Annotated in this window: 19 protein-coding genes and 1 pseudogene; 9 read left to right on the plus strand and 11 right to left on the minus strand. The window is 74.1% G+C overall.

Annotation, left to right across the window (positions count from 1 at the left end):
* A pseudogene (locus LWC35_RS26260) lies at nucleotides 1-102 on the plus strand (IS5/IS1182 family transposase); the annotation flags it as partial.
* 129 nt (nucleotides 103-231) lie between these two features.
* On the opposite strand, the gene LWC35_RS26265 reads toward LWC35_RS26260, so the two are convergent.
* The 4 genes from LWC35_RS26265 to LWC35_RS26280 all read right to left on the minus strand — a co-directional run bounded on the left by LWC35_RS26265 (nucleotide 232) and on the right by LWC35_RS26280 (nucleotide 3,639).
* Nucleotides 232-717 (minus strand): SRPBCC family protein, encoded by a 486-nt coding sequence (locus LWC35_RS26265; RefSeq protein WP_232872933.1) that lies wholly within the window; start codon nucleotides 715-717, stop codon nucleotides 232-234.
* The gene (locus LWC35_RS26270; RefSeq protein WP_232872934.1) at nucleotides 695-1,048 is read right to left on the minus strand and encodes an ArsR/SmtB family transcription factor; all 354 of its coding nucleotides are present in this window, start codon (nucleotides 1,046-1,048) and stop codon (nucleotides 695-697) included. The genes LWC35_RS26265 and LWC35_RS26270 overlap by 23 nt, the downstream gene beginning before the upstream one ends.
* A 68-nt stretch (nucleotides 1,049-1,116) precedes the next feature.
* Complete coding sequence (locus LWC35_RS26275) at nucleotides 1,117-2,274, minus strand: globin domain-containing protein (protein ID WP_232872935.1); 1,158 nt, start codon at nucleotides 2,272-2,274, stop codon at nucleotides 1,117-1,119.
* Between the two features lie 744 nt (nucleotides 2,275-3,018).
* Nucleotides 3,019-3,639 (minus strand): carboxymuconolactone decarboxylase family protein, encoded by a 621-nt coding sequence (locus LWC35_RS26280; protein ID WP_232872936.1) that lies wholly within the window; start codon nucleotides 3,637-3,639, stop codon nucleotides 3,019-3,021.
* Nucleotides 3,640-3,765: 126 nt separating this feature from the next.
* On the opposite strand from LWC35_RS26280, the gene LWC35_RS26285 reads away from it, so the two are divergent.
* Nucleotides 3,766-4,353: an acid phosphatase gene (locus tag LWC35_RS26285; RefSeq protein WP_232872937.1), complete on the plus strand. Its 588-nt coding sequence runs from the start codon at nucleotides 3,766-3,768 to the stop codon at nucleotides 4,351-4,353.
* Nucleotides 4,354-4,406: 53 nt separating this feature from the next.
* On the opposite strand, the gene LWC35_RS26290 is transcribed toward LWC35_RS26285, so the two are convergent.
* Complete coding sequence (locus LWC35_RS26290) at nucleotides 4,407-4,934, minus strand: L,D-transpeptidase (protein WP_232872938.1); 528 nt, start codon at nucleotides 4,932-4,934, stop codon at nucleotides 4,407-4,409.
* Nucleotides 4,935-5,044: 110 nt separating this feature from the next.
* Here LWC35_RS26290 and LWC35_RS26295 point away from each other — a divergent pair, with 110 nt between their 5' ends.
* Nucleotides 5,045-5,533, plus strand: coding sequence for a GNAT family N-acetyltransferase (locus LWC35_RS26295; protein WP_232872939.1), 489 nt, complete (start codon nucleotides 5,045-5,047; stop codon nucleotides 5,531-5,533).
* Here the strand turns inward: LWC35_RS26295 and LWC35_RS26300 are convergent.
* Complete coding sequence (locus LWC35_RS26300) at nucleotides 5,519-5,956, minus strand: hypothetical protein (RefSeq protein WP_232872940.1); 438 nt, start codon at nucleotides 5,954-5,956, stop codon at nucleotides 5,519-5,521. The genes LWC35_RS26295 and LWC35_RS26300 overlap by 15 nt on opposite strands.
* 36 nt (nucleotides 5,957-5,992) lie before the next feature.
* Here LWC35_RS26300 and LWC35_RS26305 point away from each other — a divergent pair, with 36 nt between their 5' ends.
* Together LWC35_RS26305 and LWC35_RS26310 are read left to right on the plus strand one after the other, a co-directional pair.
* Nucleotides 5,993-6,943 carry a diacylglycerol/lipid kinase family protein gene (locus LWC35_RS26305; protein WP_232872941.1) on the plus strand — a complete coding sequence of 317 codons (951 nt, stop codon included), beginning with the start codon at nucleotides 5,993-5,995 and terminating at the stop codon, nucleotides 6,941-6,943.
* 437 nt (nucleotides 6,944-7,380) lie between these two features.
* Nucleotides 7,381-7,632 (plus strand): WhiB family transcriptional regulator, encoded by a 252-nt coding sequence (locus LWC35_RS26310; protein ID WP_093082363.1) that lies wholly within the window; start codon nucleotides 7,381-7,383, stop codon nucleotides 7,630-7,632.
* A gap of 213 nt (nucleotides 7,633-7,845) precedes the next feature.
* On the opposite strand, the gene LWC35_RS26315 is transcribed toward LWC35_RS26310, so the two are convergent.
* Nucleotides 7,846-9,345 carry a sensor histidine kinase gene (locus tag LWC35_RS26315; protein ID WP_232872942.1) on the minus strand — a complete coding sequence of 500 codons (1,500 nt, stop codon included), beginning with the start codon at nucleotides 9,343-9,345 and terminating at the stop codon, nucleotides 7,846-7,848.
* A gap of 64 nt (nucleotides 9,346-9,409) precedes the next feature.
* On the opposite strand from LWC35_RS26315, the gene LWC35_RS41060 reads away from it, so the two are divergent.
* Entirely contained in the window at nucleotides 9,410-9,484 is a 75-nt protein-coding gene (locus tag LWC35_RS41060; protein WP_370467464.1) for a 50S ribosomal protein bL37, read from the plus strand.
* 71 nt (nucleotides 9,485-9,555) lie between these two features.
* Here the strand turns inward: LWC35_RS41060 and rsrA are convergent, their stop codons facing one another.
* Entirely contained in the window at nucleotides 9,556-9,891 is a 336-nt protein-coding gene (gene rsrA / locus LWC35_RS26320; protein WP_232872943.1) for a mycothiol system anti-sigma-R factor, read from the minus strand.
* A complete protein-coding gene (locus LWC35_RS26325) occupies nucleotides 9,888-10,571 on the minus strand; it encodes a sigma-70 family RNA polymerase sigma factor (RefSeq protein WP_232872944.1) in 684 nt (227 codons plus the stop codon). The genes rsrA and LWC35_RS26325 overlap by 4 nt, the downstream gene beginning before the upstream one ends.
* A 200-nt stretch (nucleotides 10,572-10,771) precedes the next feature.
* Between LWC35_RS26325 and ybaK the strand changes: the two genes are divergently transcribed.
* Nucleotides 10,772-11,251, plus strand: a complete 480-nt coding sequence (gene ybaK / locus LWC35_RS26330) for a Cys-tRNA(Pro) deacylase (protein ID WP_232872945.1) — start codon at nucleotides 10,772-10,774, stop codon at nucleotides 11,249-11,251.
* Nucleotides 11,252-11,255: 4 nt separating this feature from the next.
* Here the strand turns inward: ybaK and LWC35_RS26335 are convergent, their stop codons facing one another.
* Nucleotides 11,256-11,954, minus strand: coding sequence for an alpha/beta hydrolase family protein (locus LWC35_RS26335; protein WP_232872946.1), 699 nt, complete (start codon nucleotides 11,952-11,954; stop codon nucleotides 11,256-11,258).
* Nucleotides 11,951-12,763, minus strand: a complete 813-nt coding sequence (locus LWC35_RS26340; RefSeq protein WP_232872947.1) for an SOS response-associated peptidase — start codon at nucleotides 12,761-12,763, stop codon at nucleotides 11,951-11,953. The genes LWC35_RS26335 and LWC35_RS26340 overlap by 4 nt, the downstream gene beginning before the upstream one ends.
* Before the next feature lie 91 nt (nucleotides 12,764-12,854).
* Between LWC35_RS26340 and aroA the strand changes: the two genes are divergently transcribed.
* Both aroA and rsgA read left to right on the plus strand, forming a co-directional pair.
* The gene (gene aroA / locus LWC35_RS26345; protein ID WP_232872948.1) at nucleotides 12,855-14,135 is read left to right on the plus strand and encodes a 3-phosphoshikimate 1-carboxyvinyltransferase; all 1,281 of its coding nucleotides are present in this window, start codon (nucleotides 12,855-12,857) and stop codon (nucleotides 14,133-14,135) included.
* Nucleotides 14,132-15,157 carry a ribosome small subunit-dependent GTPase A gene (rsgA, locus tag LWC35_RS26350; RefSeq protein ID WP_232872949.1) on the plus strand — a complete coding sequence of 342 codons (1,026 nt, stop codon included), beginning with the start codon at nucleotides 14,132-14,134 and terminating at the stop codon, nucleotides 15,155-15,157. Before aroA ends, rsgA begins: the two co-directional genes overlap by 4 nt.
* Nucleotides 15,158-15,168: the final 11 nt, after the last annotated feature.

Genomic DNA, 15,168 nt, shown 5'->3' on the forward strand with positions numbered 1-15,168 from the left:
TTCAAAGCCCTGCGCCGGGTCAGCCTCTGCCCCCGCCGCATCGGCGCCATCACCGCCGCTGCGCTCGTCGTCCTGCACCACGAACACGACCGCACAACATGATCAACGGCCTACTGAGAAAGGCTCACTATGGAACCATAATGCGAATTTCGCGGGCCTCAGAGCGCATTATGGTTCCATAGTGCGCCAGATCCGGGCGGGGAATCGCATTATGGAGCCATAATGCGCGGCTCACGTCAGGGAGACCGCGACGTCCTCGAGGGCGTCCATGGAGGTCTGCATGCCGCCCTCCATGCCCGACCCGATGTGGGCGTCGCGGTGCTCCTGGCTCTGGTGCTGCACCAGCATGGTGAGCGTGGTGCGCCCGTCGGACTCGGCGAAGTCGAGGGTGTTCACGGCGTGGGCGTCGGGCATGCCCTCGAACACCTCGGTGGTCACGATCCGTTCGCCGGGCACCAGCTCGCGGTACTCGCCGTGGAACGCCACCTCGAACCCGCCGTTCGCCTCCATCACCCAGCGCCAGCGGCCGCCGACCCGCAGGTCGATCTCGGCCGACGTCACGGTCCCCATCGTGCCGGCCCACCAGCGCTTCACCAGCGCGGGCTCGGTCCAGGCGCGGTAGACCGCCGCGGCCGGCGCCGCGAACTCGCGCACGATCAGGATCTGGTCGGCGGCGGGCAGCGTGACGACGGCGCTACCCCTCGTGGTCGTTCCCATCGGTCTCCCCCGTGAGCTCCTCCAGCACGGCGTCCAGCGCGCCGAACCGGTCCTCCCAGTGCCGCGCGAAGCCGGCCACCCAGTCGTGGATCGGCTTGAGCCCGCGGCCCTCCAACCGGTAGAGCCGGCGCCGCCCGTCCTCCCGGACCGCCACCAGCCCCACCTCGTGCAGCACCCTCAGGTGCTTCGAGACCTGCGGCTGGGCGAGGTCCAGCGCCGCGACGAGGTCCGTCACCGACCGCTCGCCGGCGGCGAGCACGTCGAGGATCTGCCTGCGCCGCGGTTCGGCCACCGCGTTGAACGCGTCGGTGGTGGTCGCCGCCCGTGCCACGCGACCAACCATATTCCGATATGGGAATACGTCAAGCCCGGCGTCGGGACGGCCCGGGAACGGCGGTCTCAGTCCGTGACGAACGGGTCGTAGTGGATCTGCTCGGGCGCCGCGCCGGCGACCCGCAGCGCCCGCACGGTGGCGGTCAGCATCGCCGGCGAGCCGCTGACGACGATCTCGCAGTCGCCCCACGACCCGAACCCGGTGACGACGTCGGCGAGCCGGCCCACCAGTGGACCGGGGTACGGCGGCTGCTCCTCGACGACCGGCACGACGTCGAGCCACGCGTTGCGGTAGGTCATCCGGCGCAGCTCGTCGAGCGCGTACAGGGCGTCCCACGACCGCGCCCCGTAGAAGACGACGACCCGCTCGGCGCGCCCGCCCTCGCGCTCGAACTGCTCAAGCAGGGCGCGGATCGGGGTGATGCCGGTGCCGCCGCCGATCATCAGCAGTTCGCGGCCCGGTCGGGCGGCCCGGTCCAGGGCTCCCATCGCCGGGCCGATCCGCCAGCGGTCGCCCGGCCGGGCGGAGGCGACGATCCCGCGGCTCACGCTGCCGTAGCCCAGCGCCCGGACGTGGAACTCCAGCACACCCGACGGGTCCGGCGCGGTCGCCGGGGAGAGGTAGCGCCACAGCCGGGGGTGCTGCGGGGTCTCGACGCCGACGTACTGCCCGGCCCGGTACGGCACCGGCCCGTCGGCACCCTCCACCTGGACGCGCAGGATCGCCGTGTCCCGGTCGACGCGCTCGTGGGCCACGACGACGCCCGGCCACCACGGGGGCCCGGGCTCGGCCTGCGCCGCCTTCTGCATGGTCCCGGCGAGGAAGGCGAAGGTGTACTCCCACGCCTCGGCGACCTCCGGCGTCCACGCCTCGCCCGCGGTCTCGGCCAGCGCGGTCAGGAAGGCCTGGCCGAACAGGGTGTAGTGCTCCTCCCGGACGTCGAACTTGCGGTGGTCGCGGCCGAGCTGGGCCAGGAACGCCACCAGTGAGGCGGGGTCGTCGAGCCCGTCGACGAGGTGCACCAGGGCGCGGCCGAAACGGGCGTACTGGGTGGTCATCGACAGTGGGAACAGCGCCCGCAGGCCGGGGGCGTAGCCGAAGAGCGTGCGGTAGAAGCGCGGGACGAAGCCCTCCAGGTCGAGCTGGAGCTCGGCGGCGCTGCGCCGGGCACGCTCCAGGTACGGCGCCAGGGATCCGGGCAGGGCGCGACTCTCCGTCGTCATCGCCGGGACCGGGGAGCCGCCACCACGGGCGGAAGCGTAGCCGCCGCCGCGGAACGGCGGAGCCCGGCCTGCCCTGTCCGGCGGCCAGCGGTGCTCAGGGTGGGTTCGCTGCGCGCCCCCACAGCACGACGACCAGGGCACAAGATCACTGGCTGTGGAGCGGAAGGGTCGGGAATCGACCTCCTCGCTCCACGACTCGCGATCATGGGGCCGCGCTGACCCCACCGGGCGGACATTGTCCGACGGCCCCGCCGGAGCGGCTCCCGACTCCAGCAACGGGCGCCCACGGGGCAAGATCACCGGTCAAGGAGCAGGGGGGTCGGAAACCGACCTTCCCGCTCCACGACCCGCGATCATGGCCCCGAAGAACGCCCCTGCCCGTCCAGAACCGGCGATCACGTTCGCCGCGCGTCCCGGCCCATCTCGCCCACGACCGACGATCACGTTCGCCGCGCGTCCCTGCCCATCTCGCCCACGACCGACGATCACGTTCGCCGCGCGTCCCGGCCCATCTCGCCCACGACCGGCGATCACGTTCGCCGCGCGTCCCGGCCCGCCTCGCCCACGACCGGCGATCACGTTCGCCGCGCGTCCCTGCCCATCTCGCCCACGACCGACGATCCTGACTCCCGCACCCAGACCCTCCCCGCCCACAACCGACGATCACGGTCTGGGTGCCGCGAGGCGTCCGGCGCCGTCGGCTGTCGGCGTGCGACCACCCGGTGTCGCGGCCCTCCCGGCCCGTCAGACGTGGGCGGCGCGGAGGGCGGCGTTGCGCTCCTTGACGGCGAGGTCCTTGTTGACCGGGTTCTGCGCCTCGTCGGGCTCGGTGCAGCCGGCCTCGACGGCGATCCGGTTCATCGTCCCGAACATCCGGACCAGGTGTGCGAGCCGCAGCTCCTCGCCGTCGACCGGCTGCTGGTCGCCGTGCAGCAGGCCGAACGTGGTGTCCACCCACATCGCCTCGGCCTGCATCCCGGCCGCGCGCAGCACGTCCTGCACCCGGTCGGCGAGCAGCCGCGGCGGCAGCCCGATCCAGCTCTCCAGGCTCCGCGCGTCGAGGGGGAAGAGTCGGTCCCGGTCGCGCAGGTAGAGCAGCTCGAGGGCGTAGCCGTGCGCGTAGGCGCAGTAGAGGCAACCGTTGTAGAGGGAGATGACCATGCCGGCCAGGTGCGTGCGCTGGTGCCCGAGCACCCGCATCGAGACGAGGTAGCGCGGCATGTTGGCGGCGAACCACCGGACGGCGCCGCCCGCGCCCATCCGGGCGACGATGTGCGGGATCATCCGCGGTGCGAAGCCCCACATCCACCGGCATCCGGCCTGGAGAACGCGGACCGTCGCACGGTCGATCGCCCCTCCGGCCATCGCGCACCCCTCGCTCACGGTCAGTGTACGGATCATACCCCGGGGTGGCAGCCGCGGACAGCGCTCGCGAGGAGGTCGGGACGGAAGTCCTGCGCAGACGCTCCTGTCCGGTCTAGCCTCCGGCGCGTGGGACGCGTCTTCCTCCTCCGGCACGGCGAGACCGAGTGGTCCGCCACGGGCCGGCACACGGGCCGGACCGACATCCCGCTGACCGACCGTGGCCGCGAGCTGGCCGCGCAGGCCGGCCCGACGCTCGAGGCCCTGCGCCGCGGCGATCCGCCGCCGGTGCGGGTGATCGTCAGCCCGCGCAGCCGCGCCCAGGAGACCGCGAAGCTCGCCGGCCTGCAGCCCGACGAGGTCGACGAGCGGCTCTCCGAGTGGGACTACGGGGACTGCGAGGGCCGGACGACGCCGCAGATCCGCGAGGAGATGCCGGGCTGGACGGTGTGGGCCCACCCCTGCCCGAACGGGGAGACGGCCTCCCAGGTGGGCGCCCGGGCCGACGCCCTGCTCACCGACGTCCGGGCACTGCTGCCCGAGGGGGACGTCGTGCTCGTCGGGCACGGCCACTTCAGCCGGGTGCTGACGGCCCGCTGGATCGGGCTGCCGCCCGAGGGCGGCGTGCACGTCGCGATGGACGCGGCCGCCTGGACGGTCCTCGGCGACGAGCGCGGCGTCCCCCGGCTCGACGCCGTGAACCTGCGGATCCCCTGAGGGCCCGCGGGCCCGCGGGCCCGGGGGCCCTGGGGCCCTGGGGCCCTGGGGGCTCAGTGCACCTGCACCTCGTCGCCGACCTGCAGGGTGTTGAAGTAGGCCACGGCGTCCTCGTGGGCGAGGTGCACGCAGCCGTACGACGAGCTCCGCAGGCTGCCCTCGTGGAAGGCGACCCCGCCGTCGGCGAAGAAGACCGAGAACGGCATCGGGGCGTGGTTGGGCATGTCGCTGACGTGGTTCTGGTCCTTCCACTGCACGTGGAAGGTGCCGACCGGGGTGGGGTCGGTGGCGTCGCCCGGCATCATCGGCACGGGTCCGCGGGCGACCTTGCCCTCGTCGAGCAGCCAGGTGCGGTGGGACGCGAGGTCGACGCAGGCGCGCGCGGTGGCGGTGCAGGGGGTGCCGGCCACCGTGGCGGACGCGGCGGTGTCGCCGCGCGGGGCGCCCTGGGCGGGCGCGCCCTGGGCGGGCGCGGCCTGGGCGGGAGCGGCCACGAGTGTGCCGAGGCCGAGGACGGCCGCCGTCACCGACGCGGCCCGGACCCTCCCGGCCGCCGTCCGCTTCACGCTGTGTCTACCCACTCGTCACTCCTCGGCGTTCCTACCCCCACACGTATGACGAGTGGGAGCAGGAGAGGTTGCTCCGTTCGCCGGAGAAGATTCCGCCGCTGAGCTGCGGATATCGTGCACTCGTGACGGAGCGGTGGACGAATCGGGTGCGGCGGGTCGAACCGGGCGACGTCGAGGCGGTGGTCGGGCTGGTGCGCGAGCTCGCCGAGTACGAGAAGGCCCTCGACCAGTGCCTGCTGACCCCGGAGCAGCTGCGGACAGCGCTGTTCGGCGAGGCGCCGGCGCTCTTCGGGCACGTCGCGGAGGTCGACGGGACGGTCGTCGGCTGCGCGCTGTGGTTCCTCAACTTCTCCACGTGGGAGGGCGTCCACGGGATCTACCTCGAGGACCTCTACGTGCAGCCCGCGCACCGCGGCTCCGGGCTGGGCCGGACGCTGCTCGCCGCGCTGGCCGCGACCTGCGTGGAGCACGGCTACGCGCGGCTGGAGTGGTCGGTGCTCGACTGGAACGAGCCCTCGATCGGCTTCTACCGGTCCCTCGGCGCGGTGTCGATGGACGAGTGGACGATCTTCCGGCTCACCGGGGAGCCGCTGGCCTCACTCGGCGCGTGAGCGTTCGTCGGCCCCCATGGACCAGCGCCGGGCCGGCTCGCTGACCAGCAGCAGGAACGTGCCCACCACGACCAGCAGGGCCACGATCCCGATGCCGAGCCGGCCCTCGGCGAGCTGCGAGTAGACGAACGGGACCAGCAGCAGCTGGGCCACGATCGACGGCGTGCGGGCGCCGTGCCTGCCGCGCCACAGCAGCACCGCGCACAGCAGCAGGGCGCCGCCGAGCAGCACGAAGTACGAGGCCTCGCCGAGGCGGGCGCCCAGGCCGCCCTCCGAGGCGATGCCGAAGACGACGGCCGCGCCGAGCCCGATCAGCCCCTCCAGCCCGACGACGCCGGCCGCCGCGCGCACCTGGACGGGCGGGGCGCCCGGGGCGGCGCCGTCCGTCTTCCGGCCCGGCTGCTGACTCGGCTCGGAGGTCACGACGACGAGGATACGGGCCCGGTTACGCTCGGGTCCGTGCGCGCGCTCCTCGTCGTCAACCCCCGGGCGACGTCGACGACCCCGGCGGGGCGGGACGTCCTGACCCACGCCCTGGCGAGCGAGCTCAAGCTGGACGTCCTGGAGACGGCCTACCGCGGCCACGCGGCCGAGGCGACGGCGGCGGCCTGTGCCGCGGGCGTCGAGCTGATCGTCGCGCTCGGCGGCGACGGCACGGTCAACGAGGTCGTCAACGGCATGCTGGTCGACCGCGAGGCGACCGGCCCGCGCGCGCCGGACGGCAGCGACCCCGACGCCCCCGCGCTGGCCGTGGTGCCCGGCGGCTCGGCCAACGTCTTCGCCCGGGCGCTCGGCATGCCCCGCGACCCCGTGGAGGCCACCGGGGCGATCCTGGGGGCCCTGGAGCGGCGCAGCAGCCGCCTGGTCGGCCTCGGGCGGGCGGACGACCGGTGGTTCACGTTCAACGCCGGGATGGGCTGGGACGCCGACGTCGTCGCCGCGGTGGAGCGCGCCCGCGCCGCGGGCCGCGAGGCCACCCCGATCCGCTACGCCGGCACCGCCATCGCGGAGTACCTGCGCCAGCGCGTGCGGCCGCCGTCGATGACGGTGGAGGTGCCGGGGGCCGGGCCGCTGGAGGACATCCGGCTGGCGTTCGTGAGCAACACCGACCCGTGGACCTTCCTGGCGGGCCGGGCGGTGCGCACCAACCCGGGCGCCACGTTCGGCGCAGGTCTCGCACTCTTCGCGCTGCGCCATCTGGGGCTGCCCACGATCGGACACACCCTGCGCCACATCCTGTCCCCCGACGGCGACCCGCACGGCCGGAACATCGTGCGGCAGGACGCCGTTCCTTCCATACGGATCCGCAGCGCGGAGCCGCTGGCCCTGCAGCTGGACGGGGACCACCTGGGGTCGAGGACGGACGTCGAGTTCGTCTCCGTGCCCGGAGCGTTACGCGTCGTCGTGTGAGAGACGCCCCTCGTCGCAGTTCGGGCGGTGTCGGCACTCGGACGAGTGACACATGGTGGCCATTCACCGATGCTCGGCGACCACCGAGCAGCTAGGGGCTCGCACCTGCGCGGACCGTGATCCAAGGTAGGTCCTGCGAAAGCGAGGGACTGCGCCGGGGTCACCCGGCATGGTCCGCGGGAATTGGGGTAACCCGGCTCCCGTTGGGCAGGGACACTGTCGTTCGCACTTCGCGGCGGTGCGCGGCACGGATCGATGCAGTAACCGAACGTGTCGGGTTTCGTTGCGAAGTGTGGGTGAGGCTCCTCACCCGCCCGGACCTTGTCCCTTGAAGAGCGACGGCGCTCGTGAAATCATTCACAAGCGCGGAAACACCGTGACAGACAGACGTGCGATCGGCGCGACCCCGATCGCGAAGTACGAGGAGTAGGACGATCATGGATTGGCGTCACCGCGCTATCTGCCGCGACGAGGACCCGGAGCTCTTCTTCCCCGTGGGGACGAGCGGCCCGGCCCTCCTGCAGATCGCCGAGGCGAAGACCGTATGCCGCCGCTGCCCGGTGGTCACCGAGTGCCTGGCCTGGGCGCTCGAGAGTGGCCAGGACGCGGGTGTCTGGGGTGGCATGAGCGAGGACGAGCGTCGCGCCCTCAAGCGCCGCAACGCCCGTACCCGCGCCCGCACCGCCTGAGAGAGCACGACCAGCCCCGTCGAGGGTCGCCCCCAGCCCTCACCCAAGCTCCCTCAGCAGACTCCGAAGAGCGGGCCCGAAGCCGGACGCCACCGGCGACGGGCCCGCTCTTCTGTCGTTCCGGGCTGTGTCACCGCACCGCCCCGGAACCGTGACCGTCGAGCACGGCACCGGCGCGACCTCGGCACCGGGATCGGCGATCACGCGTCAAGGCTATCGCGCCGTCATCGGCACCGTGATAAGGGCCTCGGTTCCGCCACCCTCGCGCGGCCGCAGGGCCAGTTTCGAGTCGAGCTCGGCGAGCAGCGTGCGCACGATCTGCAGGCCCAGGCCGTCCGCCCGGTCGATGTCGAACCCGTCCGGCATGCCCACGCCGTCGTCGGCGATGATCAACTCGAGGGTGTGCGAGGAGCGGTTGGCCTTCACCACGACCTCCCCCGCCTGGCCCGGCTCGTAGGCGTGCGCCAGCGCGTTGTGCACCAGCTCGGTCAGCACGAGGACGAGCGGGGTCGCCAGGGCCGACCCGAGCGTGCCCAGCGAGCCCTCCCGGCGGACCTTGGCCCGCACCTCCGCCGTGGCGCCGTCGCCGATCGCCGGCAGCACGGTGTCCACCAGCTCGTCGAGGTCCACCATCTCGGCCACCGAGTAGGCCAGCGCCTCGTGCACGAGCGCGATGGAGGTCACCCGCCGCACGCTCTCGGCGAGCGCCCGGCGGGCCTCCGGGATCGGGGTGCGCCGGGCCTGCAGCCGCAGCAGCGCCGCCACCGTCTGCAGGTTGTTCTTGACCCGGTGGTGGATCTCCCGGATCGTCGCGTCCTTGCTCAGCAGAGCCTGGTCCCGACGGCGCAGGTCGGTGATGTCGCGGACCAGCACGAGCGCGCCGGCCGCGTCGCCGCGCGGGCGCAGCGGCAGCGCCCGCACCAGCATCGTGGCGCCGCGGGTGCGGATCTCCATCCGCAGGGAGGTGCGGCCGTCGAGGGCCGCCTGGATGCGCGCGGCGACCTCGCTGGCGTCGAACGGGTCCCGGGTCAGGGACTTCGTCAGCGAGGCCAGCGGCACGCCCACGAGGTCCGTGTCGTGGCCCATCCGGTGGTAGGCGGACAGGGCGTTGGGGCTGGCGTACGCCACCAGGCCGTGCGCGTCGAGCCGGATCAGGCCGTCGCCCGCCCGCGGGCTCGTGTCGGCGCCGGCCGCCGCCGCGGTCGTCGGGAAGGTGCCGTCGGCGATCATCTGGCAGAGGTCCGACGCGCTGCCGAGGTAGGCGATCTCGAGCGGGCTCGGCACCCGCGGCATGGCCAGGTTGGTGTCCCGAGACAGCACGGCGACCACACGCCCGTGGTGCCGCACCGGGATCGTCTCGCGGCGCACGGGCACCTCCAGGTGCCAGCGCGGCTCCTCCTCGCGGCAGATCCGCCCCTCGACGACGGCCCGGCGCAGCTGCAGGTTGTCCCGCGTGTCGACCCGGGCGCCGACGGCGTCCTCCGGGTGGGCCGTGGGAGCGGTCGTCGGACGGGCCTGGGCCACGCAGAGGAACTCCACCGGGCCGCCCGCCATCTCGACGTCGGCGTCCTGCGGCAGCGGGATCCAGAGCAGGAAGTCGGCGAACGACATGTCCGCGAGAAGCTGCCACTCGGCGACGACCCGCTGCAGGTGCTCGACGGCGTCTCCGGGGAGACTCGTGTGCTCGGCCAGCAGTTCGCTCAGGGTCGACACGGGCTCATCCAATCACGTGGGACACTGGTCCCAGTCCTCAAGTACTTGTGAAGGAGGGACGAGCATGTCGAAGCGTGCACGCAAGCGTCGCGACCGCAAGAAGGGCGGCGCGAACCACGGCAAGCGGCCCAACACCTGAGGCCCGCCCCACGACGCACGAACGGCCCCTCCGCTCCGTCCGGAGCCGAGGGGCCGTTCGTGTGTGGTCGATCAGGCGTGACGTTCGATCCGGGTGGCGCGGACCTCGACGGTCGTGCCGCTCGGCCCCGTCTCGACGCTCACCTCGGCCTGCTCCAGCACCGCGGTGCGGATCTGGCGGCGCAGCCGGTCCTTGAGCCCGTCCGGCGCGATCTCGCCGCTGCACTTGCGGGCGAGGAGCTGCTTGAGCTTCTCGTCGATCCCGTACTCCTGCAGGCACGGGGCGCACTCGTCGAGATGCTGCACCAGCTGGCGCTTCCGCTCCTGGTCGCACTCGCCGTCGAGGTACAGCCACACCTCGGCGAGGACCTCGGAGCAGTCGGTGTCGTGGTGGTTCCCGCAGCTCATGAGCTCGTCACCTCCTGCTCGCCCCGGATGAAGCCGCGCTCTCGAGCCGTGTCGGTCAGCATGTCGCGAAGCTGCCGGCGCCCGCGGTGCAGTCGCGACATCACGGTGCCGATCGGCGTCCCCATGATCTCCGCGATCTCCTTGTAGGCGAAGCCCTCGACGTCGGCGAGGTACACCGCCATCCGGAAGTCCTCCGGCAGCCGCTGCAGGGCTTCCTTGACGTCCGAGTCCGGCAGGTTGTCCAACGCCTCGACCTCGGCCGAGCGCAGCCCGGTCGACGAGTGCTCGCCGGCCTGGGCGAGCTGCCAGTCCGTGATCTCGTCCGTGGGCGCCTGGATCGGCTGACGCTGCCGCTTGCGGTACCCGTTGATGTAGGTGTTCGTCAGGATCCGGTACAGCCACGCCTTGAGGTTCGTGCCCTCGCGGAAGGTCCGGAACGCCGAGTACGCCTTGAGGTAGGTCTCCTGGACCAGGTCCTCGGCGTCGGCCGGGTTGCGGGTCATCCGCAGGGCGGCGCCGTAGAGCTGGTCGAGCATCGGCATGGCGTCCCGCTCGAAGCGGGCCGCGCGCTCGGTCTCGGTCTCCTCCGGGGCGCGGTCGAGCGAGTCGGTCGCCTCGTCCTCCCGACCCGGGCCCTGTCCCGGGTCCTGCGCCGTCTCGGCCGCCGTGTCGTCCGGCACCGCGCTCCTCTCCCCCGCGACCGTCTCCACGATCGTCCGTGAGCCTGCGGGGGTCGAGCGTACGCGCCCGCGACACGACGGGCGCGGCCGAGCCGGTCGGGCCGCGACCGGGGCGTCCATCAGTGCTGAGGTCACGTACGGTCTCAACACCGTCGGCCGGGCACCGATTCCCGGCCGGCGCGGTGAGGAGGACGGGACGAGTGGCAGGGCGGGGCACCCCGGCGACGGCGCTGCTGACCAGGAAGAAGATCGCGCACACGCTGCACTCGTACGAGCACGCGGGCGGCGCGGCCTACGGGCAGGAGGCCGTCGACGCCCTCGGCCTCGAGGCCGGGCGGGTGTTCAAGACCCTCGTCGCCGAGGTCGACGGGAACCTCACCGTCGGGGTGGTACCGGTCGACGCCACCCTCGACCTCAAGGCGCTCGCCGCCGCCGTCGGGGGGAAGAAGGCGCGCATGGCCGAGGTCGCCGACGCCGAGCGCGCCACCGGGTACGTCGCCGGCGGGATCTCGCCGCTCGGGCAGAAGAAGCGGCTGCCGGTGGTGGTCGACGCCTCGGCCACGGCCTGGGACACCGTGTTCTGCAGCGCGGGGCGGCGGGGGCTCGAGGTGGAGCTGGCGCCGGGCGACCTGATCTCCGCGGTCGACGCCCGCACCGCTCCGATCGCCGCGCGGGGCTAGGAGCCTAGGCGAGGTGGCGGGCCAACCAGTCCGCGACCGCCTTCTCCACCGCGGGGACGTCCTTCTTCAACGAGTGGTCGCCCGCCAGCAGCACGACCTCGCGGGTGGCGGCGGGTCCGGGGCGGCCGAAGGGGTCCGACTCCCCCTGCACCACCAGCATCGGGACCGTGACGCCGTCGATCTCCGCCATCCGGTGCTTCTCCGGCCTGCCCGGCGGGTGCACCGGGAACGCCAGGCAGACGACGCCGAGCGCCCCGCCCGCAGCGGCGCACCGGCACGCCACCCGGGCGCCGGAGCTGCGCCCCCCGAACAGCAGCGGGAGCCCCGCGAGCAGCCCGCGGACCTCGTCCGCGCCGCCCTCGCCGTCGTCGCGGCCGTCGTCGCTGCCGTCGTCGCTGCCGTCGTCGCTGCCGCCACGCAGCGTCCCCACCACCGCCTCCCACGCGGTGTCGAGCTGCCTGGCGGGGGCGGGGGCGCGGCGCCCCGCCACCCGGTACGGCTGCTCCACCAGCACGACGTGCAGGCCGGCGTCGAGCGCGGCGCGGGCGGCGGCACGCAGGTCCGGCGCGTCGACCCCGCCCCCGGCCCCGTGTCCCATCAGCAGCGCGCCGCGCGCGGTGCCCGGGACGCGGCGGACGTGCACGCGGGCCGGGCCGTGCGGTGTGGGGACCTCGACGACCTCGGCGGGCCCGAGGTTCGTCACCCGAGCAGGTCCAGCTGGATCGGCTCCTCGACCTGGGACGGGTCGAGCGGCTCGAGCAGCTCCTTGCCGTTGTTGCGCACGCTGTTGACCTTGTCCGACACCGGCACGATGTCCAGCGTGCCCACCAGCTCGGGCGAGGGCGGGGCGAGCCAGCGCTTCACCTCGTCCGCCTGCGCGTCCGAGTCGGGGTCCAGCCACGCGTCCCACGCGTCGGGCGGGAGCACCAGCGGCATGCGGTCGTGGACCTGGGCGAGCGGGCCGACCGCCTCGGTGGTCAGCACCGTGCAGGTGACCAGGCCCTCGGGGAACTTCTCGAGGAGCTCGCCCTCCTTGGGCCGCCAGAACTCCCACAGCCCGGCCATCGCGAGCGACCGGCCGTCCTTGTAGTGCGTGAAGTACGGCTGCTTGCTCGCCTTGTGGTCCTTGGTGGCGGCCCGGCGCTGCCACTCGTACCAGCCGTCGGCCGGGAGCAGGCAGCGACGCGCGGCGAGGGCGCGGCGGAACGCCGGCTTCTCCGCGGCCGTCTCGCTGCGCGCGTTGATCATGCGGGCGCCCGCGGACGGGTCCTTCGCCCAGGACGGCACGAGCCCCCAGCGCACGAGCCGCAGGCTGCGCTCGGTGGTGTCCGGGTCGGGGTTGCCCTCCGCGTCCCTCGGGTGGCGCTGCACGACCGCGATCACGTCCCGCGTGGGCGCGACGTTGTAGTCCGGCCGCCGCTCCTCGCCGGCCTTCTCGGTGACGGCGTCGACGGCGGTGAACTCCTCCGCCAGGTCCGTCGGCGCCTTCGTCGAGGCGTACCTCCCGCACATGGCTCCATCGTGGCACGTCCCCCCGACGGTTCGTGCGGACACGACCCGGGGGCGGCCCCCCGCGGCCGCGGCCATGCGGAATCATGGGGTCGTGGCCCAGCCCAGCGCCCCGACCAGCCCCTACACCGCACCGACGGCGGACGGACCCGTCCGCGGGACGGTGTCCGTCCCCGGCTCGAAGTCCGTCACCAACCGCGCGCTGCTGCTGTCCGGGCTCGCGCAGGGCCGCTCCGTGGTGCACGGCGTGCCCGCCACCCGCGACTCCGCCCTGATGTGCGGCGCGCTGCGGTCGCTCGGGGTCGGGGTCCGGGCCGACGGCGAGACGGTCACGGTCGACGGCGGCACCCTCGTCGGCGGCGGCGCGGTCGACTGCGGGCTGGCCGGCACCGTGATGCGGTTCGTCCCGCCCGCGGCCACCCTGGCCGACGGCGCCGTGGTCTTCGACGGCGACCCGCACGCCCGCGAGCGTCCCATGGGCACCGTCCTCGACGCCTTGCGCGCCCTCGGCGCGACGGTCGACGGCGACCGCCTGCCGTTCGTCCTGCACGGCGCGGGCGGCCTGCCGGGCGGCGCGGTGACGATCGACGCGTCGGCGTCGAGCCAGTTCGTGTCCGGCCTGCTGCTCTCCGGCGCCCGCTTCGACAAGGGCGTGGCCGTGCACCACGACGGCAAGCCGGTGCCGAGCCTGCCGCACATCGACATGACCGTCGCGATGCTCCGCGAGGCGGGGGTCGGCGTCGACGACGCCGAGCCGAACACCTGGCGCGTCGAGCCCGGCCCGATCGCGGCGCGGGAGTGGGCCGTCGAGCCCGACCTGTCCAATGCCTCGGTCTTCCTCGCCGCGGCCGCGGTCACCGGCGGGGAGGTGACGGTCGTGGGTTGGCCCGCCGCGTCCACCCAACCGGGGGTGGAGATCCTCGAGGTCCTCGAGCGGATGGGGGCCACCGTGACCGCGTCCGACGCGGGCATGACGGTCGCGGGCCCGGACCGGCTGCGGGGCGTGGACGTCGACCTGCACGAGGCCTCCGAGCTCACCCCCACCGTCGCCGCGCTGGCCGCGCTGGCCGAGGGCCCGAGCGTGATCCGCGGGGTCGCGCACATCCGCGGGCACGAGACGGACCGGCTGGCTGCACTGCGCACCGAGCTGGGCGCGCTCGGCGGCGCCGTCACCGAGACCGACGACGGGCTGGAGATCCGGCCCGCCCGGCTCATCGCGGGCGAGCGGCCCTGGGGCGCCTACGCCGACCACCGGATGGCGACCGCCGGCGCGATCCTCGGGCTCGTCGTCCCCGGAATCCGGATCGACGACGTGACCTGCACCGACAAGACCATCCCGGACTTCCCCGGGCGCTGGGCCTCCCTGGTCGCGTGAGTCGGCCGCGCCAGTACGACGAGTCCGACGTCCGGGTCCGCCCGGGCCGGGGGTCCCGCCCGCGCACCAAGCGCCGCCCGGACCACGCCGACGCCGAGGAGGCCATGGTCGTCGTGGTCGACCGGGGCCGCTGGACCTGCGCCCCCGGCGGCGACGCCGACCGCCCGCCGGTCACGGCCATGCGCGCCCGCGAGCTCGGGCGCACCCCGATCGTCGTCGGCGACCGGGTCGGGCTGGTCGGCGACCTCTCCGGCGCGCCGGACACCCTCGCCCGGATCGTCCGGGTCGAGGAGCGGCGGACCGTGCTGCGCCGCACCGCCGACGACACCGACCCCTTCGAACGCCTGGTCGTCGCCAACGCCGACCGGCTCGTGATCGTGACGTCGCTGGCCGAGCCGGAGCCGCGCACCGGGTTCGTGGACCGCTGCCTGGTGGCCGCCTACGCGGGCGGGCTGGAGCCGGTGCTCTGCCTGACCAAGGCCGACCTCGCCGACCCGGGGCCCTTCGCCGCGCACTACGCCGAGCTGGAGTTCCCGGTCGTGGTCACCCGCCGCGACACCCCGCCCACCGAGCTCGCCGCGCAGCTGGACGGGCGGGTCTCGGCCCTGGTCGGGCACTCCGGCGTCGGCAAGTCCACCTTGGTCAACGCCCTGGTCCCGGACGCCGAGCAGCGCACCGGCCGGGTCTCCGGCGTCGGCAAGGGCCGGCACACCACCACCGCGGCACTGGCGCTGCCGCTGCCGGCGGGGCGCGGCTGGGTGGTCGACACCCCCGGCGTGCGGTCCTTCGGGCTCGCCCACGTGACCCCCGACGACGTCATCGCGGCCTTCGACGACCTCGCGGCCGCCGTCGAGGACTGCCCGCGCGGGTGCGGGCACCTCGGGCCGCCCGCCGACCCGGAGTGCGCGCTCGACGCGCTGGTCGCCGAGGGGGCGCTGCGCCCGGGGCGGCTCGCCGCTCTGCGCCGCGTGCTCGTCGCACTGCGGGCCGCGCCGCCCGGTGCGCTCGCGGCGGACCGATAACCTCGTAGGCC

It is taken from the genome of Pseudonocardia kujensis, from assembly GCF_021283305.1.
GTDB lineage: Bacteria > Actinomycetota > Actinomycetes > Mycobacteriales > Pseudonocardiaceae > Pseudonocardia > Pseudonocardia kujensis.

Excerpts from the sequence above, each read along its gene's own strand:
- LWC35_RS26265 (WP_232872933.1), bottom strand. The coding sequence starts at position 717 with ATGGGAACGACCACGAGGGGTAGCGCCGTCGTCACGCTGCCCGCCGCC.
- LWC35_RS26275 (WP_232872935.1), bottom strand. The coding sequence starts at position 2,274 with ATGACGACGGAGAGTCGCGCCCTGCCCGGATCCCTGGCGCCGTACCTG.
- LWC35_RS26280 (WP_232872936.1), bottom strand. The coding sequence starts at position 3,639 with ATGGCCGGAGGGGCGATCGACCGTGCGACGGTCCGCGTTCTCCAGGCC.
- LWC35_RS26310 (WP_093082363.1), top strand. The coding sequence starts at position 7,381 with ATGGATTGGCGTCACCGCGCTATCTGCCGCGACGAGGACCCGGAGCTC.
- rsrA (WP_232872943.1), bottom strand. The coding sequence starts at position 9,891 with ATGAGCTGCGGGAACCACCACGACACCGACTGCTCCGAGGTCCTCGCC.
- LWC35_RS26340 (WP_232872947.1), bottom strand. The coding sequence starts at position 12,763 with ATGTGCGGGAGGTACGCCTCGACGAAGGCGCCGACGGACCTGGCGGAG.